14 protein-coding genes are annotated in these 24,117 nt (G+C 63.6%); 11 read left to right on the forward strand and 3 right to left on the reverse strand.

Annotated elements, in window-relative coordinates; all coding sequences use genetic code 11:
- The first annotated feature begins 26 nt into the window (after window positions 1-26).
- The 4 genes from QOS90_RS02490 (at window position 27) to QOS90_RS02505 (ending at window position 2,664) form a co-directional block, all read left to right on the forward strand.
- Complete coding sequence (locus tag QOS90_RS02490; protein WP_027592388.1) at window positions 27-1,037, forward strand: class 1 fructose-bisphosphatase; 1,011 nt, start codon at window positions 27-29, stop codon at window positions 1,035-1,037.
- A gap of 3 nt (window positions 1,038-1,040) precedes the next feature.
- Window positions 1,041-1,637: a DUF924 family protein gene (locus tag QOS90_RS02495; RefSeq protein ID WP_027592389.1), complete on the forward strand. Its 597-nt coding sequence runs from the start codon at window positions 1,041-1,043 to the stop codon at window positions 1,635-1,637.
- Between the two features lie 203 nt (window positions 1,638-1,840).
- Window positions 1,841-2,095, forward strand: coding sequence for an outer membrane protein assembly factor BamE domain-containing protein (gene bamE / locus QOS90_RS02500; RefSeq protein WP_079230016.1), 255 nt, complete (start codon window positions 1,841-1,843; stop codon window positions 2,093-2,095).
- Window positions 2,092-2,664, forward strand: a complete 573-nt coding sequence (locus tag QOS90_RS02505) for a lipocalin family protein (RefSeq protein WP_027592391.1) — start codon at window positions 2,092-2,094, stop codon at window positions 2,662-2,664. The genes bamE and QOS90_RS02505 overlap by 4 nt, the downstream gene beginning before the upstream one ends.
- A gap of 113 nt (window positions 2,665-2,777) precedes the next feature.
- Here the strand turns inward: QOS90_RS02505 and QOS90_RS02510 are convergent, their stop codons facing one another.
- Window positions 2,778-4,142, reverse strand: a complete 1,365-nt coding sequence (locus tag QOS90_RS02510) for a formimidoylglutamate deiminase (protein WP_085272254.1) — start codon at window positions 4,140-4,142, stop codon at window positions 2,778-2,780.
- 143 nt (window positions 4,143-4,285) lie between these two features.
- Between QOS90_RS02510 and hutC the strand changes: the two genes are divergently transcribed.
- From hutC to hutG, 7 genes are all read left to right on the forward strand, one after another.
- On the forward strand, window positions 4,286-4,996 hold the full coding sequence (gene hutC, locus QOS90_RS02515) for a histidine utilization transcriptional repressor HutC (protein ID WP_172960436.1): 711 nt from the start codon (window positions 4,286-4,288) through the stop codon (window positions 4,994-4,996).
- Complete coding sequence (locus tag QOS90_RS02520; RefSeq protein ID WP_027592394.1) at window positions 4,993-5,565, forward strand: HutD/Ves family protein; 573 nt, start codon at window positions 4,993-4,995, stop codon at window positions 5,563-5,565. Before hutC ends, QOS90_RS02520 begins: the two co-directional genes overlap by 4 nt.
- A gap of 225 nt (window positions 5,566-5,790) precedes the next feature.
- A complete protein-coding gene (gene hutU / locus QOS90_RS02525; RefSeq protein WP_027592395.1) occupies window positions 5,791-7,464 on the forward strand; it encodes a urocanate hydratase in 1,674 nt (557 codons plus the stop codon).
- 69 nt (window positions 7,465-7,533) lie between these two features.
- Window positions 7,534-9,066, forward strand: a complete 1,533-nt coding sequence (gene hutH, locus QOS90_RS02530) for a histidine ammonia-lyase (protein ID WP_027592396.1) — start codon at window positions 7,534-7,536, stop codon at window positions 9,064-9,066.
- 151 nt (window positions 9,067-9,217) lie between these two features.
- Window positions 9,218-10,621: an L-histidine transporter HutT gene (locus tag QOS90_RS02535; protein WP_085272256.1), complete on the forward strand. Its 1,404-nt coding sequence runs from the start codon at window positions 9,218-9,220 to the stop codon at window positions 10,619-10,621.
- A 16-nt stretch (window positions 10,622-10,637) separates the two neighbouring features.
- Entirely contained in the window at window positions 10,638-11,843 is a 1,206-nt protein-coding gene (hutI, locus tag QOS90_RS02540; protein WP_085272257.1) for an imidazolonepropionase, read from the forward strand.
- 10 nt (window positions 11,844-11,853) lie between these two features.
- Window positions 11,854-12,657, forward strand: coding sequence for an N-formylglutamate deformylase (hutG, locus tag QOS90_RS02545; RefSeq protein ID WP_085272258.1), 804 nt, complete (start codon window positions 11,854-11,856; stop codon window positions 12,655-12,657).
- A gap of 38 nt (window positions 12,658-12,695) precedes the next feature.
- On the opposite strand, the gene QOS90_RS02550 is transcribed toward hutG, so the two are convergent.
- The gene (locus QOS90_RS02550) at window positions 12,696-18,353 is read right to left on the reverse strand and encodes an NEL-type E3 ubiquitin ligase domain-containing protein (protein WP_085272259.1); all 5,658 of its coding nucleotides are present in this window, start codon (window positions 18,351-18,353) and stop codon (window positions 12,696-12,698) included.
- 94 nt (window positions 18,354-18,447) lie between these two features.
- Complete coding sequence (locus QOS90_RS02555) at window positions 18,448-24,012, reverse strand: dermonecrotic toxin domain-containing protein (RefSeq protein ID WP_085272260.1); 5,565 nt, start codon at window positions 24,010-24,012, stop codon at window positions 18,448-18,450.
- Between the last annotated feature and the right edge of the window lie 105 nt (window positions 24,013-24,117).

The raw sequence follows: 24,117 nt of genomic DNA on the forward strand, positions 1-24,117 counted from the left end.
TCCCCCTTTCCATTTCGGAGCCATACATGTCCCGCGTTACCCTGAGTCGCTATCTGATTGAGCAGACCCGCAGCAACAATACCCCTGCCGATCTGCGCTTCCTGATCGAAGTGGTGGCGCGCGCGTGCAAAGAGATCAGCCACCACGTGTCCAAAGGCGCCCTGGGCGGCGTACTGGGCAGCATGGGCACCGAAAACGTGCAAGGCGAAGTACAGAAGAAGCTGGACGTTATCTCCAACGACATCCTGCTGGAGGCCAACGAGTGGGGCGGCCACCTGGCCGGCATGGCGTCCGAAGAAATGGACAACGCCTACCAGATCCCAGGCAAATACCCGAAAGGCGCCTACCTGCTGGTCTTCGACCCGCTGGACGGCTCGTCTAACATCGACGTCAACGTTTCGGTCGGCACCATCTTCTCGGTACTGCGTTGCCCTAACCAGTACCTGAGCCAGAACGAAAGCCTCAACGAAGAAGCGTTCCTGCAGCCAGGCACCGAGCAGGTTGCTGCCGGTTATGCCATCTACGGCCCGCAGACCATGCTGATCCTGACCCTGGGTAATGGCGTCAAAGGCTTTACCCTGGACCGCGAACTGGGCAGCTTCGTCCTGACCCACGAAAATATCCAGGTACCGGCCACCACCGCTGAATTCGCCATCAACATGTCCAACCAGCGCCACTGGGAAGCCCCGGTACAGCGTTACGTGGACGAACTGCTGGCCGGTGAAACCGGTCCGCTGAAAAAGAACTACAACATGCGTTGGATCGCCTCGATGGTCGCCGACGTGCACCGCATCCTGACCCGTGGCGGCCTGTTCATGTACCCGCGTGACGCTCGCGACCCGAGCAAGCCGGGCAAGCTGCGCCTGATGTACGAAGCCAACCCGATGTCGTTCATCATCGAGCAGGCTGGCGGCGCATCCACCAATGGTTACGATCGTATCCTCGACATCAAGCCAGAGAGCCTGCACCAGCGCGTGTCGGTCATCCTCGGCTCGAAGGAAGAGGTCGAGCGCGTCACCGCGTATCACAAGGAGTAAGTCATGCTCGCACCTTGGCAGCCGTTGCTGGAGTGGTGGTTCGGTTGGGGCACCAGTCCCCAGGCCGTGGCTGACGAGATGAGCACGCTGTGGTTCGGCAAGCATCACGATGCCGAGGCCCAGGCGCTGTTTGGCGACTTGGTCGAACACGCCCTGACCGGCGGGCTCGAAGAGTGGCAGCAGAGCCCGCAAGGCTGGCTCGGCCTGCTGATCCTGCTGGACCAGCTGCCTCGCATGATTTACCGCGACACGCCGCGCGCCTTCGAGGGCGACCGGCGTGCGCAGGTGGTGGCCATGCAGGGCCTGCAAAAAGGCTGGGATTACCAGTTGCTGCCGATCCAGCGGGTGTTCGTGCTGCTGGTGCTGGAGCATGCCGAGGTGCTGGACTGGCAAAACCTGTGCGTCGAACGTTATCAGATGCTGCTGGACGAGCAACCTGAGGCCAATCGCCGGTTGTTCGAGGGGTTCCTCGACTACGCCGAGCAGCACCAGCGGGTGATTGCCCGGTTCGGGCGCTTCCCGCACCGCAACCTGATGCTGGAGCGGCCGAGCACCAGCGAAGAGATGGACTTTTTGCTGGAGCCTGGCTCCAGGTTCTGATTGCCACTGGGCCTGCTGCGCAGGCCTGTCGCGACACAAAAACCGCGCGTGCATCTGCAGGCGCGGTTTTTTTGTGCCTGCCATTGGCCAGCCGACCAATGGTGTAGGTGAAAAGGGGGGAGGGCAGGGAACCAGGGAGGGATTTTCCCGTCGAAGGTCACTGCAGGCCACTCGCCTGTATCCCCTGTTCAGGAGTGTCCTTCATGTCGTTGCGTTCCCTCGCCCTGTTGTCCCTGTGCGTCGTTCTGACCGCGTGCAGCAAGATCAACCAGGAAAACTATTCCAAGCTCAAGGCCGGTATGAACAAGGCCGAGGTCGAGCAATTGCTCGGCACGCCCACCGAGTGCTCTGGCGCACTGGGCATGAGCAGCTGTACCTGGGGGGACGAGAAGAGCTTTATCAGCGTGCAATACGCGGCCGACAAAGTACTGATGTATTCAGGGCAGGGCCTCAAATGAGGCGTGTCCACCTGCTGCTGGGGGTGTGCCTGGTAATGCTGCTGGGCGGCTGCGCTACGGCTGCGCATGACCCGCTGGCGCCGAAAACCGCCGGCAATGTCGACCTCAAGCGCTACCAGGGCAAATGGTACGAGCTGGCGCGCCTGCCGATGCGCTACCAAGAGGGCTGCGAGCAGTCCGAGGCGCATTACAACCTGAAGCAGGACGGCACGTTTGGCGTGCTCAATCGCTGCCGCACGATCGGTGACGAATGGCTGCGCGCCGAGGGGCATGCCAACATCCAGGAGCCGGGGCATACCGACAAGCTGTGGGTCGAGTTCGATAACTGGTTCACGCGCCTGGTGCCAGGTGTGGCGAGAGGCGAGTACTGGATTCTGTACGTGGACGACCGCTACCACACGGCGATCGTCGGCAGCCCGGACCGCAAATACCTGTGGATCCTGTCCCGTACACCGAGCCTGCCAGCCTGGCAGCGCGAAAGCTTGCTGGCCAAGGCACGGCAGCAGGGGTATGACACCAGCCGGCTGATCTGGCGCACGGCTGACCAGCAGATCGTCAAGTCTCATTGATGCCATTCACGCTGTGCGTGTAGGAGCAGCCTTGTGCTGCGAAGAGGCCGGTAGGCATTCAGCAAATGCTGGGGTAATACCGGCCTCTTCGCAGCACAAGGCTGCATCTACCCTCAGTTCAGCAGTTGACGCAGAACCTCGACGAACGCCCGCGCGCTTTCCTCTTCCTGTGCATGGCGCCCCTGGCGCACTACCCATTGCCCGTTAACCATCACATCGCGCACCTGGCGATCGCCGCCCGCGAACAGCCAGCGGTTGAGAATCGCATCGCCCTTTGCCGTGGCGATGTACGGGTCCTGCCCGTCGAGCACCAGCCAGTCGGCTCGCTTGCCCACTGCCAACTCGCCGACCGCTTGCCCAAGCGCCTGGGCGCCGCCGCTCAAGGCCGCGTCATACAGCGTGCGGCCGACCATCGGTTGGTCGCTGCCGTACAACCGGTTGCGCCGTTGATCGCGTAGCCGCTGGCCATACTCCAGCCAACGCAGCTCCTCCACCACGCTGAGCGACACATGGCTGTCCGAGCCAATGCCCATGCGCCCACCTTGTGCCAGGTAATCCACCGCCGGGAAGATACCGTCGCCCAGGTTGGCCTCGGTGGTCAGGCACAGGCCTGCCACCGCGCCGCTGCGGGCCATGGCGGTAACCTCATCAGCTTCGGCATGGGTGGCATGCACCAGGCACCAGCGCGCGTTCACGTCGACATGTTCGTACAGCCACTGCAGCGGGCGGCGGCCGCTCCAGGCCAGGCAGTCGTCGACTTCCTTCTGTTGTTCGGCAATGTGGATATGCACCGGGCTGTGCGGGCTGCCAGCCTCCAGCACATGGGCGATCTGCCCTGGCGTGACCGCCCGTAGCGAGTGGAAGCACAGGCCCAGTTGCTGTGCCGGCTGCGCGGCCAGCAGGGGGGCGAGCTGTGCCTGCAGGCGCAGGTACTGCTCGGTGGAATTGATGAACCGCCGTTGCCCTTCGTTCGGAGCCTGGCCGCCGAAGCCGGCGTGGCTGTAGAGCACCGGCAGCAGGGTCAGGCCGATGCCGCTGCTGGCTGCCGCAGCGCTGATGCGCCGGGACAATTCGGCAGGGTCAGCGTAGGGCTTGCCGGCCTGGTCGTGGTGCACGTAGTGGAACTCGGCCACCGAGGTGTAGCCGGCCTTGAGCATCTCGATATACAGCTGGCGCGCGATGACCTGCAGTTGTTCCGGGGTGATCTGGCCCACCAGGCGGTACATCAGGTCACGCCAGGTCCAGAAGCTGTCGTTGGGGTTGCCCGCCACTTCCGCCAGCCCCGCCATGGCGCGTTGAAACGCATGGGAATGCAGGTTGGGCATGCCCGGCAGCAGCGGGCCTGCCAGCCGTTCGGCGCCTTCGGCCGAAGCATCGGGCTCGATACGGGCCACGCTGCCATCGCTGGCGACCTCGATTCGGACATTGCTGGCCCACCCATTGGGCAGCAGGGCGCGTTCGGCGAAGTAGGCGGACATCGGTGAAATCCTGTTATTGTTAACTTGTATATACATATACAGGCGTTTGCCTGCCGGGTAAACTGCGGCAAGCTACCGCTCATTCAATCGCACAAGGATCCAACGCCGTGCCGACACCTCCTGTCTCCGCGCTGGTTGCCCAGATGGGCGAGGGCCCGGCGCCGCTGTACGCGCGGGTCAAACAGATGATCATCCAGCACATCGACAACGGCAGCTGGCCGCCTCATCACCGGGTCCCTTCGGAAAGCGAACTGGTCAGCCAACTGGGCTTCAGCCGCATGACCATCAACCGCGCCCTGCGTGAGCTCACGGCCGAAGGCTTGCTGGTGCGCATGCAAGGGGTCGGCACGTTCGTCGCCGAGCCCAAGAGCCGTTCGGCGCTGTTCGAGGTCAACAACATCGCCGACGAAATCGCCGGGCGTGGCCACCAGCATAGCTGCCAGGTGATCACCCTTACCGAAGAAGCGGCCGGCTCCGAGCGCGCCCTCGCGCTGGACATGCGCGAAGGCCAGCGGGTGTTCCATTCGCTGATCGTGCACTACGAAAATGGCATCCCGGTGCAAATCGAGGACCGCTACGTCAACGCAGCGATCGCCCCTGATTACCTCAAGCAGGATTTCACCCGGCAGACGCCTTACGCCTACTTGTCCCAGGTCGCACCGTTGACCGAGGGTGAGCACGTGGTTGAGGCGATCCTGGCGGAGCCGCACGAGTGCCAGTTGTTGCAGATCGAGCGGGGCGAGCCATGCCTGCTGATTCGCCGCCGCACCTGGTCCGGTCGCCAGCCGGTCACCGCTGCGCGGTTGATCCACCCCGGTTCCCGTCATCGCCTTGAAGGACGTTTCAGCAAATGAGCCAGATGCAGGTGTTGCGTGCGCAGGGGTACCCGCGCATGCCGTGGAAGAACGGCGGGGGCTTCACCGAGGAAATCACCCGCGACAGCGGCGAGGGCCTCGACGGGTTCGGCTGGCGTTTGTCGATTGCCGATATCGAAGAGTCAGGCGGGTTCTCGTCGTTCGCCGGTTACCAGCGGATCATCACCGTGCTGCAGGGCGATGGCATGCGCCTGTTGGTCGATGGCCAGGCCAGTCGGCCGCTGTTGCCGTTCGATGCCTTTGCGTTTGCCGGCGAGAGCCAAGTCAGTTGCAAGCTGCTAGGTGGGGCGATTCGTGATTTCAACCTGATCTATTCGCCGCAGCGCTATCGGGCGCGGTTGCAGTGGTTCGATGGTACCCACCGGCTGTTCAGTTCGGCGTCGACGCTGTTGTTGTTTGCGGCCAGTAGCCAGGTCGAGGTGGCCATGGCGGGGCGTGAGATGCAGCGGCTGGGGTTGTATGACTGCCTGCGGCTGGAGGGTAACGATGAATTGCTGGGGCTGGAGGTTCAGGGGCGTTTTTGCCTGATCGAGCTGACAGCGCGCTGATCTCATTGCCGTGGAACTGGGGCTGCTGTGCAGCCCAATCGCCGGCAAGCCGGCTCCCACAGGGTCTTTGTGGGAGCCGGCTTGCCGGCGATTGGGTCGCGCAGCGGCCCCTTTGCATTTTGGAAGGAAAAATTTGGTTGTCCATGCTTGTACATACAAGTAAAGGTGTGTTTGTATGTTGACCACGACACACCTGCCCGCGGACGACCGCAGAGGACCCTTCCCGTGACCGACAACAACAAATACCGTGACGTTGAAATCCGTGCCCCACGTGGCAACAAGCTGACCGCCAAAAGCTGGCTGACCGAAGCGCCACTGCGCATGCTGATGAACAACCTCGATCCGCAGGTCGCCGAAAACCCGAAAGAACTGGTGGTCTACGGTGGTATTGGCCGCGCTGCCCGCAACTGGGCCTGCTACGACAAGATCGTCGAGACCTTGACCCGCCTGGAAGACGACGAAACCCTGCTGGTGCAGTCGGGCAAGCCGGTCGGCGTGTTCAAGACCCACAGCAACGCCCCCCGCGTACTGATCGCCAACTCCAACCTGGTGCCGCACTGGGCTAACTGGGAACACTTCAATGAACTGGATGCCAAGGGCCTGGCCATGTACGGCCAGATGACCGCCGGCAGCTGGATCTACATCGGCAGCCAGGGCATCGTCCAGGGCACCTACGAAACCTTCGTCGAGGCCGGCCGCCAGCACTACGGTGGCAGCCTCAAAGGCAAGTGGGTACTGACCGCAGGCCTCGGCGGCATGGGCGGCGCCCAGCCACTGGCCGCGACCCTGGCCGGCGCGTGCTCGCTGAACATCGAATGCCAGCAGAGCCGTATCGATTTCCGTCTGGAAACCCGCTACGTCGACGAGCAGGCCAACGACCTCGACGACGCCCTGGCGCGCATCGCCAAGTACACCGCCGAAGGCAAGGCCATCTCTATCGCCTTGCACGGTAACGCCGCTGAAATCCTGCCTGAGCTGGTCAAGCGTGGCGTGCGCCCGGACATGGTCACCGACCAGACCAGCGCCCACGACCCGCTCAACGGCTACCTGCCGGCCGGCTGGACCTGGGAGCAGTACCGCGACCGCGCGCAGACCGAACCGGCTGCGGTGGTCAAGGCTGCCAAGCAGTCCATGGCTGTGCACGTACAGGCCATGCTCGACTTCCAGAAGCAGGGCATCCCGACCTTCGACTACGGCAACAACATTCGCCAGATGGCCAAGGAAGAGGGCGTGGCCAACGCCTTTGATTTCCCAGGCTTCGTACCGGCCTACATTCGCCCGCTGTTCTGCCGCGGCGTAGGCCCGTTCCGCTGGGCCGCGCTGTCTGGCGAAGCCGATGACATCTACAAGACCGACGCCAAGGTCAAAGAACTGATCCCCGACGACGCCCACCTGCACCGCTGGCTGGACATGGCCCGCGAGCGCATCAGCTTCCAAGGCCTGCCAGCGCGTATCTGCTGGGTCGGCCTGGGCCTGCGCGCCAAGCTGGGCCTGGCGTTCAACGAAATGGTCCGCAGCGGCGAGCTGTCGGCGCCGATCGTGATTGGCCGCGACCACCTGGACTCCGGTTCGGTATCGAGCCCCAACCGCGAAACCGAAGCCATGCGTGACGGCTCCGACGCCGTCTCCGACTGGCCGTTGCTCAATGCCCTGCTCAACACCGCCAGCGGCGCCACCTGGGTGTCGCTGCACCACGGCGGCGGCGTAGGCATGGGCTTCTCGCAGCACTCGGGCATGGTCATCGTCTGCGACGGTACCGATGAAGCCGCCGAGCGCATCGCCCGCGTGCTGACCAACGACCCAGGCACCGGCGTTATGCGCCATGCCGATGCCGGCTACGACATCGCCGTCGATTGCGCCAAAGAGCAAGGCCTCGACCTGCCAATGATCACGGGCTGATCGCTGCACTTTGAGTGATACTGAACAACAAGAAGGGGCCTGCGGGCCCCGACAGAATGGAGTAGCGAAGTGACCGAACTGACCCTCAAGCCTGGCACCCTGACCCTGGCCCAGCTGCGCGCGATCCACGCCGCACCCGTGCGCCTGCGCCTGGATGCCAGCGCCGACCAGCCGATCAACGACAGCGTTGCCTGCGTCGAACAGATTCTTGCCGAAGACCGCACCGCCTACGGCATCAACACCGGTTTCGGCCTGCTGGCCTCGACCCGCATTGCCAGCCACGACCTGGAAAACCTGCAGCGCTCGCTGGTGCTGTCCCACGCCGCCGGCATCGGCGCGCCGCTGGACGACGACCTGGTGCGCTTGATCATGGTGCTCAAGATCAACAGCCTCAGCCGTGGTTTCTCCGGTATCCGCCGCAAGGTGATCGATGCACTGATCGCCCTGGTCAACGCCGAAGTCTACCCACACATCCCGCTCAAAGGCTCGGTCGGTGCATCCGGCGACCTGGCACCGCTGGCGCACATGTCGCTGGTGCTGCTCGGCGAAGGCAAGGCGCGCTACAAGGGCCAGTGGCTGTCGGCCACCGAAGCCCTGGCCGTTGCTGGCCTGGAACCTCTGACCCTGGCCGCCAAAGAGGGCTTGGCCCTGCTCAACGGCACCCAGGCGTCCTCGGCCTACGCCTTGCGCGGGCTGTTCTACGCCGAAGACCTGTACGCCGCTGCCATTGCCTGCGGTGGCCTGACCGTCGAAGCGGCGCTGGGCTCGCGTTCGCCGTTCGATGCACGGGTGCATGCCGTGCGTGGCCAGCGTGGCCAGATCGACACCGCCGCGTGCTTCCGCGACCTGCTGGGTGAAACCAGCGAAGTCTCGCAATCGCACAAGAACTGCGACAAGGTCCAAGACCCGTACTCGCTGCGCTGCCAGCCACAGGTCATGGGCGCTTGCCTGACCCAGCTACGCCAGGCTGCCGAAGTGCTGGGCATCGAAGCCAACGCCGTGTCCGACAACCCGCTGGTGTTCGCGGCTGAAGGTGACGTGATCTCGGGCGGTAACTTCCACGCAGAGCCGGTGGCCATGGCCGCTGACAACCTGGCCCTGGCCATCGCCGAAATCGGCTCGCTGAGCGAGCGCCGCATTTCGCTGATGATGGACAAGCACATGTCCCAACTGCCGCCGTTCCTGGTGGAAAACGGTGGGGTCAACTCCGGCTTCATGATCGCCCAGGTCACCGCTGCTGCGCTGGCCAGCGAGAACAAGGCGCTGTCGCACCCGCACAGCGTCGACAGTCTGCCCACCTCGGCCAACCAGGAAGACCACGTGTCGATGGCCCCGGCGGCGGGCAAGCGCCTGTGGGAAATGGCCGAGAACACCCGTGGCGTGCTGGCCATCGAGTGGTTGGGCGCCTGCCAGGGCCTGGACCTGCGCAAAGGGCTGAAGACCTCCGCCAAGCTGGAGCAGGCGCGTCAGGCGCTGCGCAGCGAAGTGCCGCACTACGACCGCGACCGGTTCTTTGCGCCGGATATCGAGAAGGCTGTCGAACTGCTGGCCAAGGGCAGCCTGACTGGGCTGCTGCCGGCTGGTGTTCTGCCTAGCCTGTAATGCCTTCGGGGCCGCGTTGCGGCCCATTCGCAGCACAAGGCTGCTCCTACAACGGCAACGCTTTCCCTGTAGGAGCAGCCTTGCGCTGCGAAAGGGCTGCACAGCAGCCCCCCTCGATCTCACGACCACAAAAACAAAATTAGGACGTGACATGCAACAAGCTCAAGGTCTCAAGCGCGGGCTATCGGCCCGGCACATCCGTTTCATGGCGCTCGGCTCCGCTATCGGTACCGGGCTTTTCTACGGTTCCGCCTCTGCCATCCAGATGGCCGGCCCCGCCGTGCTGCTGGCCTACCTGATCGGCGGCGCCGCCGTGTTCATGGTCATGCGCGCCCTCGGCGAGATGGCCGTGCACAACCCTGTCGCCGGCTCCTTTGGCCACTACGCCACGACCTACCTCGGCCCTATGGCCGGCTTCATCCTCGGCTGGACCTACGCCTTCGAAATGGTCATCGTCGCCATCGCCGACGTGACCGCCTTCGGTATCTACATGGGCTTCTGGTTCCCTGAAGTGGCCCGCTGGATCTGGGTGCTGGGCATCGTCTTCCTGATTGGCGGCCTGAACCTGTGCAACGTCAAAGTGTTCGGCGAAATGGAATTCTGGCTGTCGCTGCTCAAGGTCGGCGCCATCGTCGCGATGATCCTCGCCGGCCTCGGCATCATGGCCTTCGGCTTCAGCCAGGTGGGCACCGGGCATGCCGTCGGCTTGAGCAACCTGGTCGAGCATGGCGGCTTCATGCCTAACGGTGTCGGCGGCCTGATCGCCTCCTTCGCGGTGGTCATGTTTGCCTTTGGCGGTATCGAAATCATCGGCGTGACCGCCGGTGAGGCCAAGGACCCACAACGGGTCATCCCCAAGGCCATCAATGCCGTGCCACTGCGCATCCTGCTGTTCTACGTGCTGACCCTGTTCGTGCTGATGTGCCTGTACCCGTGGCCGCAGATCGGCAGCGAAGGCAGCCCGTTCGTGCAGATCTTCAGCAACCTGGGGATCGGTTCGGCAGCGGCAGTGCTCAACGTGGTGGTGATTTCCGCTGCGATTTCGGCCATCAACAGCGACATCTTCGGCGCCGGCCGCATGATGTATGGCCTGGCCCAGCAAGGCCATGCTCCGCGTGGTTTCAGCAAGCTGTCCAAGCACGGCGTGCCGTGGATGACCGTGGTGGTCATGGGTGCGGCGCTGCTGGTTGGGGTGTTGCTCAACTACCTGATCCCCGAGAACGTGTTCCTGCTGATCGCTTCGATCGCCACCTTCGCCACCGTGTGGGTGTGGATGATGATCCTGGTCACCCAGGTCGCCATGCGCCGCAGCATGAGCCGCGAAGAAGCCGCGCAGCTCGCGTTCCCGGTACCGTTCTGGCCCTATGGTCCCGCCATGGCCATCGCGTTCATGGTGTTCATCTTTGGCGTGCTCGGTTACTTCCCGGATACCCAGGCCGCGCTGCTGGTCGGTGTCGTCTGGGTGGTGTTCCTGGTCGCGTCCTACCTGCTGTGGTGCAAGCCGCGGGCAGGGCAGGGCAAGGCGGCCCAGGCGCCGGCCGAGCTGCACCGCTAGTACAGGAGATTTGCAAATGAGAACCCTCTGGCAGCACTGCCATGCGGCAACCATGGTGGACGGCCGTTACGCGATCATCGAGGACGCGGCGATCGTCACCTGCGCCGGGCTGATCGAATGGATCGGCCCCCGCAGCGAGCTGCGGCCCGTCGAGGCTGAGCGTACGGTGGACCTGGGCTACGCCTGGGTCACCCCTGGCCTGATCGACTGCCACACCCACGCCGTGTTCGGTGGCAACCGCAGCGGCGAGTTCGAGCAGCGCCTGCAAGGCGTGAGCTATGCCGAAATTGCGGCGCAAGGCGGCGGCATCGCCAGCACCGTGCGGGCCACCCGCGCGGCCAGCGAGGATGAGCTGTTCGCCAGTGCTCGCCAGCGGGTTCAGGCGTTGATGCGCGATGGCGTGACCACGCTCGAGGTCAAGTCCGGCTACGGCCTGGACCTGGCCAACGAGCGCAAGATGCTGCGCGTGGCCCGGCGCCTGGCCGACGAATTGCCGCTGTCGGTGCGCGCCACCTGCCTGGCGGCCCATGCCCTGCCGCCGGAGTACGCTGGCCGGGCCGACGATTACATCACCCACATCTGCGACGAGATGCTGCCGGCCTTGGCCGCAGAGGGCCTGGTGGATGCCGTGGATGCCTTCTGCGAACACCTGGCGTTCTCCCCGGCCCAGGTTGAGCGGGTATTCATCAAGGCGCATGAGTTGGGCCTGCCGGTCAAACTGCATGCCGAACAGTTGTCGTCGCTGCACGGCTCCAGTTTGGCTGCGCGCTACCAGGCGCTGTCGGCCGACCACCTGGAATTCATGACCGAGGAAGACGCCATCGCCATGGCCGCGGCCGGCACTGTCGCCGTGCTGCTGCCGGGCGCCTTCTACTTCCTGCGCGAGACCCAGTTGCCCCCGATGGAGGCCTTGCGCCGCCACGGGGTGAACATTGCCCTGGCCAGTGACCTCAACCCCGGCACTTCGCCAGGGCTGTCGCTGCGCCTGATGTTGAACATGGGCTGCACGCTGTTCCGCATGACCCCCGAAGAAGCGTTGGCCGGCGTGACCACCCATGCCGCTACGGCCCTCGGCCTGGGCGACAGCCACGGCTCGCTTGAAGCCGGCAAGGTGGCCGACTTCGTCGCCTGGCAAATCGAACGCCCTGCCGACCTGGCCTATTGGCTCGGCGGCGACCTGCCCAAGCGCGTGGTGCGCCGGGGCCATGAACTTTCCAACTGAGCGAGGCGCAATGGACAAGGTACTGAGTTTTCACCAGGGCCGCCTGCCCCTGCTGATCAGCATGCCCCACGCCGGGCTTGGCCTGACTCAAGCCGTGCGTGAGGGCTTGGTCGACCAGGCGCAGAGCCTGCCCGACACCGACTGGCACATCCCGCGCCTGTACGATTTCGCCCGTGAGCTGGGTGCCAGCGTGGTGGCGGCGGAGTATTCACGCTTCGTCATCGACCTGAACCGTCCGGATGACGACAAGCCGCTGTACGCCGGGGCCACCACGGGGCTGTACCCGGCCACGCTGTTCGAGGGTGAGCCACTGTTCAAACACGGCAAGGAACCCTCCGCGGACGAGCGCAAGGCCTACCTGGAACAGATCTGGCGGCCTTATCACGAGACGATCCAGCGCGAGCTGGCGCGCCTGCGTGAGGCGTTCGGCTACGCCTTGCTGTGGGATGCCCACTCGATCCGCTCGCTGATCCCGCACCTGTTCGACGGCAAGCTGCCGGACTTCAACCTGGGCACCTTCAACGGCGCCAGTTGCGATGCTGAGCTGGCCGAGCGGCTGCAGGGGGCATGCGCTGAGGCACAGGGTTACAGCCATGTGCTGAACGGGCGCTTCAAAGGCGGGCATATCACCCGGCATTACGGTAACCCGGCCGAGCACATTCATGCTGTGCAGCTGGAACTGGCGCAGAGCACCTACATGGAAGAAGTGGAGCCCTTCGCGTACCGCGAAGACCTGGCGCAGCCGACCCAAGCAGTGCTGCGCGCGCTGCTTGAGACACTGCTGGCCTGGGGCCAGGAGCGCTACGGAAGGTAAGCGGATGTTGAGCGGCGCGGCGCGCCGCTCAACAGTCGTCAAGCGTACCTGTTGCTTTCGGTGATGGTCAGTTCGCGTATCAGGTGGGCGACCTTCTGTTCGTATTCGAGCTTCAGGCGTTCGAACAGCGGCGCCAGTGCTTCCAGGGTCGGGCTGGCACCGCCGGGCTCCCGTGTTTCATCTGGCGCATCCAGCACGCGCTGTTGGTAGGCTTGCTCCAATACGGCGAAACGCTCCGCATAGGTTTCCCGCAGGTAGTCGACCCAGGCATCTTGCCGGGCGGCGAATAGCAGGAACGGGTCGCCACTTTCATCGGCAAGTACCTGCGCCCGAGCAGCATCCAACTCTGCGGGGCTGACGTTGGCGCAGGCCTGGTAGAGCATCTTCTTCGGTGCCAGTGGCAGCTCCAAAGCCTCTGCCAGGTTCAGCTTGTAGGCCATGCGCACTTCGGCCTCGTCCCTGGTACCGGCCCGTTTGCGGGCGATGGTTTCAACGGCCTCCAGCCGGTAGAGGCGCAGTACCAGCCGATACAGCGCCTGGCCGCGAGACTGCTCGGGCAGCGCCTTGAGTGCCTGTTCGGTGAAGACCTTGATCTCCATTTGGTTGAACACCAGCCAGGCGCCGTCGTGGCAGGTCTGGTATAGCCCTTGACCATTGCGCTCGACGCCCGCGTGGGCCATGCCGTTGAACAGTGCACGTTCCTCGGCGCTGTTTTCGGCGACCTCCAGAATGCGCCAGACGCGCGCGACGAAATCGGCGCGGGTGCCTAGCGTGCGGTATGAGGCCGTGTGCGCCAGGCGGCCTACTAGCTCGAGTAATGCCGGCGCTTCGCCGCCCTGTTGCAGCGTTTCCCACACCGTGCGGTGTACTTCGTTTTCCTCCACGCTTGCCATAAGCCAGTCGTCGACGTCGGGGGCATCCATTTCAGGTTCCAGGGCGGGGCTGTGGGCATGGCCATGGTCGCCGGAACCGACGCTGTCATCATCGTTGCTGTCATCGGACTCGCTGTCCGAGTCGTGACGCTCGCGCCAATGCTCCTGAAGAATTTCGTCGGGCAGGTCCATCAGAAAACTGTACGACCTGTTACGCGCTTCAGAGCCATGGGCGCGGGACATCGTGAAATCGCTTAGCGGGTTGCCCCGCAGGGATATTTCCGTGTGCGCATGGTCATTGCGAGGGTTGTACAGGATGTGGTCCGGCAGGTTGACGATCTGGTTGTCGTCGAGGTCCAGAATGTCCAGGGGCAGAAGGCTATCCACCCACTCCGGCCACGTTTGCAGGCCGGTGTTGGCCAAGGTGAGCCGGGTCAGGTGATGGCCCAGCGTGCGCAGATTTTCATTGTCGAAAGAGGCGGCCAGGCGGTTGCCTTCCAGATTGAGCGATTCTAACTGGGGCATGCGCGCGAACATTGCCATGGCGTCATTATCGATCTGACCGCCCTCTATACGGATTGTCAGGTGGTGTAGGTTGGGTAAGGACGCAAGCAAGTTGGGAAGCGCGCCAGTCGGTGCAACGTGGCCATCGAGGGTGAGTGCCTCCAGCTGTGTGAAGTGCCCCAGGAGCCTGTCGAGCTGCTCGCGGGTGGCGGTCATGCGCAGCAGCTGTAGTTCGCGCACGCGGGCGTACAGGTGCGGCGGAAATTGCGGTGGGAAGTTACTCAGCGAAATGTCGGTTAACTGCAATGGGCCCGTGGTCCCCAGGAAGTCAGTGCGCATGAACGCAAGCCATGCCTCGCCGATTTGCCTTCTGGCTGCGCTAGCCTGCTCGCTTAAGGGGTTGGACGAGCTCGAGGCATTGGCCCAGTTGTCGAAGATGGCCAGCACCTCCTGTTGATCTTGCCGATATACCTGGGCACTTTGCTGAATGCTGGGAGGAGTGTCGAATGCAATGTCGAACTGTCTGGCCTCGGGGGTCTGATCTGCCAACAACGTCAAGATAGCTCGACGCGACAGCAGGTTGCCTTGCAAGGATATGCGCCCACGTGGCTGTGCAGTTCGTGGCGCAAGGGCGAGTTCGTCGGGCACGCTAGTCAGCGCGTTGTCACGTAGGGAGAGGTGATCGATCATGGCGAGCGATTGGTTGTTGAGCCACGCAGGCCAGCGTGCCAGGCCTGTGCGGTCCAGGCCGAGATAACGTAAACGGACATTACCGATGTTCGGCGTATCCTCGAAGTAGTTGATCGGGCTGCCACTCAGGTCGAGCACCTCCAGGTTTGGAAAACGGTCACTCAACCCTGCGATGTAACCGCCACTCAGGCCCAGGCGCGTGTCGTGCAGCCGCAGCTCGCGCAGTGTCGCAAACGCCTGCCGGGGTTGCAGGTTCAAGGTGCTGTAGGTGAGCCCTTGAGGGCTGCTGACTTCCAGGGATGTGAGGTGCCGGAAGCGCTGCAGGAAGTTGTCTACCGCCTGCAGTTCCGGGCCGATGTTCGCGGCCAGGGTGTGTGAGTTCATAAGGCCCGTGCCTTGGTAATCAACCAGCTGCAAGCGCACGATGCGTTGTTCGAAAAAGGCGGGCAGCTGTGCGGGATAGTCGATCAGCAGGATGCGCTCCAGGCGCAGCGTGGCAGCGCCCCGCCCAATTTCCGGTAGGTGGGTGGCCTGCCAATGCTGCCATAGCGCGTCCTGAATGCGGGTTCGGCTGTCCAGGCGCCTGTGCAGGTCGGGCAGATCAAGGGCCGCGTCGCTCCAGGCGGTCAGGCTCTGGTCCAGGGCATCACGTTCGGCCATCAGCTCATTCAAGCGGTCGCTGATCTGCACGCGTGACAGCCCAGCGTCTTCCAGGGCGGCCAGTACCGCTTCGGCGCTCTGCGTGTCTTGCTCAAGCGCCAGCAGCCGAATCAGATACAGCAGGTCTTCCCTCAAGACCGTGCTGGCGAGCGTGCCGCGGCCGCTCAATGGGTAGCCCACTCGTCCATCGGCAAGGCGCATGGGCGAATTTGCGCCTGGTTTGGCCGGTTGCATGTGGAGCACCTTGCGCAACGCGGGCCGTGGCAGTAACGGTAACTGCTGCACGTGCTGCTTGAGCGCGGGGCCTTCCCAGGTATTGGGGAAGCCCAACGCTGCCCGGTTCGCGTCGGGCAAAGCATGCAAGATGGCCGAGTAGAGCGTGTCGCGCCCATGCAGTTCGTGCCCTTCGCCATCGTAGGTCTGGTAGCCATCGGCGTGTTGAGTCAGCACTTTACGAACAAGCCCGTCTGGCGCGCCTACCTGATCGATCAAGGGGCCGGTGAACCTGCTTTGGCGGACCTCGATGCAGATATCGTCAGCCCAGCCAGGCAAACGCGCCACACTGTGCAAAACAAGCCTGTCGGTGTCCGGGTTGTTCACATTGTCGAGGTAGAGCCCCTCGTAGGCACGTGCCAGGCGTACCTGCTGTTGGTAGGTATGGATTTCTTGAGCCAGACGCAACGGCACCTTGCCCGCCAGCAACTGCTCCAGCTCCGCTGGGCTGGCATGGCGCGCCAACTCGTCCGCGATACCAACGGGCAGCGCGGGGTAGCGGCGGGTAATGGTCTGGGTGCTGGGGGCCTGATCGACGGGCGGTGTCTGGTAGCGCGCTTGAAAGGCAGTGATGCGTGTGTTCGCGTCTGTGCCGGCCAAGTCCTGTGACACTTCCTGATCGAGCCTGAAGCGGCGCAGGGTGTCTGCCAGCAGTGCTGGCGGGCGCTGGTTTTCGGTCAGTACCTGGCGCAGGACGGATTCATGGGTATCGCTGACGGCGAGGATGCGTCGGGCGGTTTCTTCAGAGAACCCGCTGGCCGAAGGCCCCAGGCGTCGGAACAGCGTGTGGCCCTGCCATTGGCGCGGGCGTTCGAACTCATGCTGCCAGGCACCGGCTTCGTTATGGCGCAGCAAGGGCTCGTAGCTGATGGCTTTGGTCGGGTGCTCGATGCGCTGTTGGGGTGGATTGCCTGGTGAGGTCTTGACTGAATAGACGCGGTCTTCCAGCGCCAGCCAAGTCTTGCCCTGGTAGTGATAGAGGCCGAACGCGTCAGGTTTCAAGCCGGCAGGCAACAGGATGTCATGGGCAAAGGGCGTGATATCAGGCTTGATCAGGCGTGTCTTGCCATTGGCCAAGGTAACGCTTTGCAGCTCTTCGATGAACGATGGGGTTTCGACCGGTATCCGCTCGAGGGCGGGCGTGGTGCCAGCACCGGCGCCGGCGGCGCCGAGTGCGGCGAACAAGGCGACGTTCTCGACCACGTCCATGAGGTAACCAAAGGCCTGCTCGCGCTCGCCCCGGCTCCAGCTTTCGATACCCTCGTAACTTTCATAGGCCAGCTGAAAGGTGGTGACAACCATCATCACCTGGCCCAGCACGGGTACGAAGAAGGCGCCGATGTTCAGTGCCTGCAGCACCCCGCCAGCGAAATACGCGAGGCGCGCTTCCAGTGCCTTTTCGTCCATCACCGCGGTGGGCACGCCATGGTAAAGCGCATCCGTTTGCAGTTTTCGAACCTTGCGCAGGGTGAACCCGGTCAGGAATGACTGGCTGTAGTCGTGCATGCGCACGTGCAGCTTGGCCTGCCGATCCGGGCGGCGAACCTTCAGTTGCCCGCCCTCGGCCCACACCAGCGGATAGAGGCGATCGGTAAGGGTGGCGAACAGGGCGTCGGCTTGCTCATCGGCCACCAGGCCACGGAAGAAGTCCAGGTAGCCTGGGCTGAACATTCGGTGCCGCAAGTCGCTGACGAAGTCGAGCGTGGAGGCGTACTCCTTGAGAGGGCACACTGGGTCTTCGGGAATGTAGACCGTGAAGGGCCCGTGCAGGCCGCCCTGGTCGTCCGACGGGCCGATGGCCACCACGCCGGTCAGGTCGACATCCCGCAGTTGCAGGTTACGGCTCAGCAGCGGGCTGGCGTTTTGCACAACGCGCTTGTTATCCGCAAAGTCCAGCAGCAAACCGTACGTGCGTTCACTGATGTGCTTTTTCATGTACGCCACGCAGGCATGCAGCTTCAGCGTCGAGCTTTCGCACCGTTTGAGCAGGCCGAGCTGATTGAAGGCGGCTGCCCCCGGTGCTTGATCGGCCGAAGAGGTGGGGTTGAACACGGCTTCGAGGGTTTTCTGGTACTGCCCGCCCAGGTCCAGTTCCCGGCACAGTGCAGCGAATTCATGGGGGGCGATCGCCAGCGTGGGGTCCTCATTGGCGGGGTCGTAGATGGCTGGTTTCATGCGCCTCAGGTCCATCCCCCCAGCCTGAGTGTCGCCAGCCACGAAGTTTTGCAGCGCGGCGGTCAGCAAGGGCTGGGTGGCTCGGCGCACGGCGGCGGCGGCCTCCACTGCTGGGTCTTTTGACAGGTTCGCGAAAGACCAGGGCGTGTCCGCAAGCTGGGGGTGGAACAGGACGGCCCGACGAACGTCCACCTCCAGCCCAAAACGCTGTGTGATGGCTGCTTTGAGCAGGGGTTCGGCGAAGGTTTCAAGTGTGGTCAATTGCCCCAAGGCGTGTTGCTTCTGGGATTCGAGCCAGCGGAAGTGGGCATGCTCGGCGTGAAAGGTCGCGACGGTCTCCGGCATTTGCAGGCATGCCTGTTCATACCAGTCCAACGGCTGCTGGGTAGCACTGCGCAAGGCCGCGTACTGGTGCGCCGGCAGTGCCTTGAACCAATCGGGGACGAGCCCTGTGATCAGTGAGTAGGCGGGGTTAATGGCGTCGTCGCCGACGATTCCGGCAGGGGCAGTGATGGCAGGCATGAGAGACTCCGATTGATTGGTCAGTGTCGGAGTCTGTCTGGGGGGGCTTATCGCCAAGTGGTAGTTAGTTACCTGCGGCGGTTACCGGGTGGGGCTACTCAGTCGAGGAACGTGGCCTGCGGTCTGGGTTGGCGAACGAGGTGAGTTCGCGAATCAGGCGTGCCTCGCGGGCTTGTTTGATCCGTTCCAACGCCTCGAATGCTTCTGTAAGCGTGTCGAGGGGCCTGTCGGGGTACTGATCCGGAAGGTCCGCAACCTGAGCCTGGTAGCTTTGCTCGATCTCCGCAAAACGACTGGCGTAGGCCTGGCGCAAATGTTGGACCCACCGAGCGTTGGCGGCCGCAAAATTCAGGAAATCCTCGCCAAGCTCGCCGCGCTGGACCTGCAGCTCGGCATGCGCCAACTCATCGATGCTGGCACTGATCGCGTAACGCAGGGTGTCTTCGGGTTGGCCCAGGTCAAGCGGGGTGTTCAGCTCGCGTCGGTAGGTGAGGCGCACCTCTGCTTCATCCCGGCGGGCAGTCTCGCTTTTGGCGATTTCATCCAGTGCCTGCAGGCGATACAAACGGCGCAGTTCCCGGTAGAGGTTGCCTTCGGTATCTGCCGCATCGAACTGCAAACGCTGGTTGGCGATATACAGCTCGATATTCTGGAACACCAGCAAGGCGCCGTCGTGGCAGGTCTGGTCGCCGTTTTCCTGCAGCAGTGCCTCATTGGCCTGATGGTTGAACAGCGCAAGGTCGTCCGGGTTGACCACCGCACTCACCAACACCTTGCGCACCCGTGCGCAGAACGCCACACGGCTTTTGCCATTCTGGTAAGGGGCGGCATTGCGCAGGCGGCCTACCAGCGCCAGAAGGTTCCCGGCATTGCCCGATGCCTGGAGGGCGTCCCAGCAATCCTTCAGGGCCTCGTTTTCGACGTCCGAGGCGAGCAGCCAGTCCTGCAGGTTGGGCGCATCGGCAGCGGGGTCCAGGAAGGGTAAGTGGAAGTGGCCGGCCATCGCGCCTTCTGTCGAGGATTCGCTCATGCTGTCCGAGAGGTCGATGCCAAAGGTAAAGCTGTGCTGGCTATCCGAGGACGCGCGAGCGCGCATGACGGCTTCGTCGCTGAGCGGGTTGCTGAACAGCAAGATCGAGCTGATGGGGAAGTTGTTGTCGAGGTTGGCCAGGATGTGCGCAGGCAATTCGGTGAGGCGGTTTTCACTGAGGTCTAGCAGCTCTAGCGGCAGTAGGCTGTCCACCCAGCTCGGCCATTGGTCCAGGGCCATGGCGTTCAGGTCGAGGCGGCGTAGCGTTTGCAGCGTTGCCGGTGCCTGTGTGATCAGCCCCATGCGGTTGCCAGTGAGGTCCAACGAATTGAGCGTGGGCAGGCGACCCAGCGTATTGATCACCTGCTGGTCGATCACCAGGCCAGCGTTGCGCAAGGCAATGTCAGTCAGCCCGGGCAGGCGCAGCAGGGCCGAAGGCAGTGTCTGCTCTGCCTGCTGGTAAGCATCGACAGACAGGCGCGTCACCTGCGGGAACTGGCGGAACAGCCCGTCGAGCTGGGCGGTAGAGCCGCTTACCCGCTCAAGTGCAAGGTTATGCACCTGTTCGGTGAAAAATGCCGGCAACAGCCTGGGGAAATGCTCGAGTGCAATGTCGTTCAGGCGCAGGGCTGCACGCGTCAGCCCGATCTCCTGGTAATGCCAGAATTCGTTCAATGCCGTTGCCACACGGGTCCTGGTGGCCATCACGGCCTGGCTGACCGGCGTGCTGGAGCTGGAGGCGTTCACGTAGTCGTCGATGACATTGCGTAACTGCTGGCGACGTTGCAGTTGCAGGGCGAGGCGGGCGCTGAAGGCTTCGCTGCGGTCCACCTCGAAGCGGGAGGCGCGGCCATCTTCGCTCATCATCACGCGCAGCAGGTCGTCCTCGAACAGGTGATTGCCCTGCAGTGAGAGCACGGCGTGATCGGCGAGGTGGATTCGGTTGTCCAGCAGGAAGCGTGGCAGCATCGTGATCTGATTATTGCGCAGCCCAATGCGACGTATTTGGGTCACGGCGTTGAACCCCACCCCCTCTGGCCAGTGGTCCAACGCCAGGCTATCCAAGCCCAGGTAGTCGAGTGACAGTTCGTTGAAACGCGGCGGGTACTGCTCGGACAAGCGGTTGCCGCTCAGGTCCAGCCGGCGCAGGTGAGTGAGCCCCGCCAGGCTGTCGATGTCGGTCGAGGACAGCGAGAGGTTCTGATGGGTCAGGCTCAGCGATTCGAGCGCGGGCAGGTGCTGGGCAATCACCGGCAGGCTGAACTGAAACGGCGAAGGCAAGGCCTCAGGCCGGTAGGCGCGGCTGATCTCCAGCGACCGCAGGTTTGCGAACTGTCGCAGCAGGCCATTGAGGTGGGGGGCGTGGTGGCTCCAGCCGGCAAAGTGTTCGGGGGCTGTTTCGATCAGTTGTAGGTCAGTGACGTTGGCCGTGAAGAATTCCGGCAGGTTGAGCGGGAAATCGTCCAGCGACAGGCGTTCCAGGCGAAGGGGCGGCGCGATGTCGTTGGGTGTGAGGAAGGCGCGTTCGTACCAATGCTGAGCGACTGCATTCAACACCCGCTCTAAATCATCCGGGGCCTGACGAGGCGTCAGCGCCGCTATCTGTCGCCAGTCGTCCAGCCGGCTATGCAGCTCATCGCGTTGTTCCAGCAAGGTGTTGAGCCTGTCTTCGATCTCGGCGCGGGTGAGGGCCCTGTGCTCCAGCGCGCTGAGAATCTGCTCGGCAGGCCGGGGGTTGGGCGCGTGTTGGCCTATCTGCCGAATCGAGCTAAGCAAGGTGTGCCGTGAAATGCTCGCGGCGCGGGGGCGCATGCCGCCGAGGGGGTAGCCCAGCCGACCATCGGCCAGGCGCAGCGGCGAGCGAAAGCCTGGGCGCACGGCTTGCATGCCAAGCACCTTGCGCAAGGCCGAACGTGGCATCGGCGGCGCCTGTTGAACCAAGTGCCTGAGGCCTTGCTCGTCGACGATACCCAGCGCTTCGCGTTGAGTGGCACTCAGTACCTCGAACAGCGCGCCATACAGGGAATTGTGCGCGACAACCTGTGCATCCGGTTGGTCATTGCCGAGCACGATATAGCCTGCTCTGGCACTGACGATCGTGGTGCGGCCTGGCCCGTCCGGCGGCCCGCGACGCGTGAGCTGGATGGGCGAGTGCTGGCGCTGTTCAAGCACGAGGCTGATATCGGCTGGCCAGCCGGGCAGTTGCCCGAGCGTCTGCACCACCAGTTGATCGGTGTCCCAGTTGCGCAGGCTCTGCAGATACACCCCTTCATACGCACGCGTTAGCCGGACGTTCGCCTGATAAAGGTGGATCTCTTGCCCAATGCGCAGGGGCACTCGCCCGTCCACCAACTGTTGCAGCTCAAGCGGGTTGGCGTTGCGCAACAACTCCTGGGTGATGGCGTCGGGAAGCTGTGGATAAATGTGCTGAATCACACTGGCGCCAGGGGCCTGGGTGGCAGGTAGCTGACGATAGCGGGCCTCGAACTCGGCACCTGGCAGGCCAGGCTCAGCGTCCGCAGGCAATTGCCCGATCTGCTGGTCCAGGTTGAAGCGGGTCAAGGTATCTTCCAGCAGCGCGGGCAGGCGCTGGCTGTCAGCGACCGACCGGCGCAACACCGCTTCGTCAATGCCGCAGGCCTGCAGGATGCGTGTCGCTGTGGCTTCATCGAACGCCGCAGAAAGGTGCCCGGCCCGCCGGAACAGCGCCATGCCTTGCCACGCCAGGGGCCTGTCCAGCTCATGCAGCCAGGCGCCGGCGCCGTTGTGCTGCAAGGCCGGTGTGTAGGCCTGGGGCCTGCGCGGGTGTTCGATCCGGTAGGCATTGCTCGGCGGGGTTTGCTTCACGGCATACAGCTGGCCCTCCAGCATCAGCCAACGCTTGCCGGCATGGCTGTACAGCCCGGTTTCATCCGGCTCAAGGCCCGCTGGCAAGGGCGTATCGTGGGCGAAGGGGGCAAGGTCGGGTTTCCACAACCGGGTGTCGCCATCCGGCAAATCGACTTCTTCGAGTTCCTCGATGTAAGAAGGGGTATCCACTTCGGGGATTTCAAGCACGGGGGCCTCTGGCTTACCTGCCAGCACAGCACCGATCCCTTCCTTCACGACATAGCCCGCCGCCGCCCAGGCAGCCAGGGTAGCGGTGTTTTCCATCACATCGATCAGGTAGCGGTGGGCTTGCTCCCTGTCGTCGTTGCTCCAGCTTTCGATGCCCTCATAGACTTCGTAACCCAGCTGCGCGATGCACACCGCGAGCATCGCTTCGCCAAGGCCGGGGACAAAAAAGCCCGCGATGTTCAGCGTGGTCAGTACCTTCCCGGCGATGGCCTCTCGGTGACGCTTGGCAGACAGTAGGTCGACAGCCCAGGTGGGGACGGCATGGAAGAGGGCGTCCTTTTCATGACGGGCCACCTTTTGTGTCACCAAGGTGCCTAGAAACGAGTACCTGGCCTTGTGCGGTATCGGCTCGAGCGTTGCCTGCGGGTCTGTGACCCGCTCATGCAGGCCGCGGGTGCTCCAGCCCATGGGGGTCAACCGGTCCTGGAGCTTTTGCTGGATCGACGGTTTGTCCCGGGCCGCCAGGCAGTTGTCCAGGTAATGGATGTCCAGTCGGAGCGCGTCGCGCAGCGCGGCTTCCAGTGCGTCGAAAGAGGCGTATTCCTTCAGCGGGGTGTGCGGGTCGTCGGGGTTGTACAGTGCGACCCTGGCGTTTTGTGAGCCACTGTCGGGCTGCAACTGCAGCACTGCCATGCCGACAATTTCGACCTCCCACAATGTCAGCAGGCTGAACGTGAGTGAGCTGCCGGTGTGCGGCAGCGGCGCGTCCAACGGGGCGGCCAGCGCCGCGTCATAAAAGCCCTGGCTGATATGCCCCTGCAACCAGGCGCTGTGCAGGCTTTGCCTGAACGCGGATTGCTCGGCACGGGCGAGTGTTTCGTACACCTGCAGGGCCGCCTCATGGGGCCCTTGGTCGCCGGTTGGGGCCGGGTAGTAAATGTCATAGACCTGCTGGTGATAGCGCCCACCGATGTCCAAGGTACGGCACAGCTCGGCGAACGCGTGTGCGGGAATCGCCACGGTATTGGTCAAGGGCACGGTGCCCATGAAGCGCCGGTGGTCCAGCACCACCGACTTTTTCAGCAAGGCCTGCGGCGCATCCATGCCATCCACTGCGCACGCGTCAGCATCAAAATTGTGCAATGCCCATTGCAGGAGCGACCGGGTTGCCCGGTCGACGGCTTGTCGGGCATCGCTTGCGTGTTCCGTCTCAATCAGCCTGGCATCGACCAAGTAGGTGTTGGACACCTCAACATCCAGGTCGAAGCGTGCCTTGATGGCTTGTGTGAGTTGCTCGCTGGCGAAGGTGTGCAGGTCTGGCAGCGAGGCGAACAGCGCCTTGACCTGCGCCGCGTGGCTGCGGTGCTGGGCATGTTCTTGAGCCAGCGCGCGTGCGATGTCTGGTTGATCCTGCAGCGCTGCTGCAAACCACGGCGGTACCTTGCCCTGCGCGTCGCGTAGCGACTGGTACACCTCGCTGGAGGCAGCCTTCAGCCATGGCGGGGTGGCGTGGCCTATCCGTGCGGCGTGCAAAGGCGTGTTGCGCGAGGGGGTAGGGGAAGACGGGTTCATACAAGAGCCTCCAAGCTTGGGTGGGCTCGCAAGTATGTTCAGCAGGCCGGGGCCACTGAGGTAGTTATGTGTTTTTCCCGGGCTGACGGGCGCCGCCATCCGCCT

Origin of the sequence: Pseudomonas sp. LAIL14HWK12:I10 (assembly GCF_900184205.1) — a bacterium.
GTDB classification, from domain to species: Bacteria; Pseudomonadota; Gammaproteobacteria; order Pseudomonadales; family Pseudomonadaceae; genus Aquipseudomonas; species Aquipseudomonas kermanshahensis.

What these genes read in the sequence shown, in the direction of transcription:
- QOS90_RS02490 (WP_027592388.1), top strand. Translation starts at nt 27, where the DNA reads ATGTCCCGCGTTACCCTGAGTCGCTATCTGATTGAGCAGACCCGCAGC.
- QOS90_RS02495 (WP_027592389.1), top strand. Translation starts at nt 1,041, where the DNA reads ATGCTCGCACCTTGGCAGCCGTTGCTGGAGTGGTGGTTCGGTTGGGGC.
- bamE (WP_079230016.1), top strand. Translation starts at nt 1,841, where the DNA reads ATGTCGTTGCGTTCCCTCGCCCTGTTGTCCCTGTGCGTCGTTCTGACC.
- QOS90_RS02505 (WP_027592391.1), top strand. Translation starts at nt 2,092, where the DNA reads ATGAGGCGTGTCCACCTGCTGCTGGGGGTGTGCCTGGTAATGCTGCTG.
- QOS90_RS02510 (WP_085272254.1), bottom strand. Translation starts at nt 4,142, where the DNA reads ATGTCCGCCTACTTCGCCGAACGCGCCCTGCTGCCCAATGGGTGGGCC.
- hutC (WP_172960436.1), top strand. Translation starts at nt 4,286, where the DNA reads ATGGGCGAGGGCCCGGCGCCGCTGTACGCGCGGGTCAAACAGATGATC.
- QOS90_RS02520 (WP_027592394.1), top strand. Translation starts at nt 4,993, where the DNA reads ATGAGCCAGATGCAGGTGTTGCGTGCGCAGGGGTACCCGCGCATGCCG.
- QOS90_RS02535 (WP_085272256.1), top strand. Translation starts at nt 9,218, where the DNA reads ATGCAACAAGCTCAAGGTCTCAAGCGCGGGCTATCGGCCCGGCACATC.
- hutI (WP_085272257.1), top strand. Translation starts at nt 10,638, where the DNA reads ATGAGAACCCTCTGGCAGCACTGCCATGCGGCAACCATGGTGGACGGC.
- hutG (WP_085272258.1), top strand. Translation starts at nt 11,854, where the DNA reads ATGGACAAGGTACTGAGTTTTCACCAGGGCCGCCTGCCCCTGCTGATC.
- QOS90_RS02550 (WP_085272259.1), bottom strand. Translation starts at nt 18,353, where the DNA reads ATGCCTGCCATCACTGCCCCTGCCGGAATCGTCGGCGACGACGCCATT.
- QOS90_RS02555 (WP_085272260.1), bottom strand. Translation starts at nt 24,012, where the DNA reads ATGAACCCGTCTTCCCCTACCCCCTCGCGCAACACGCCTTTGCACGCC.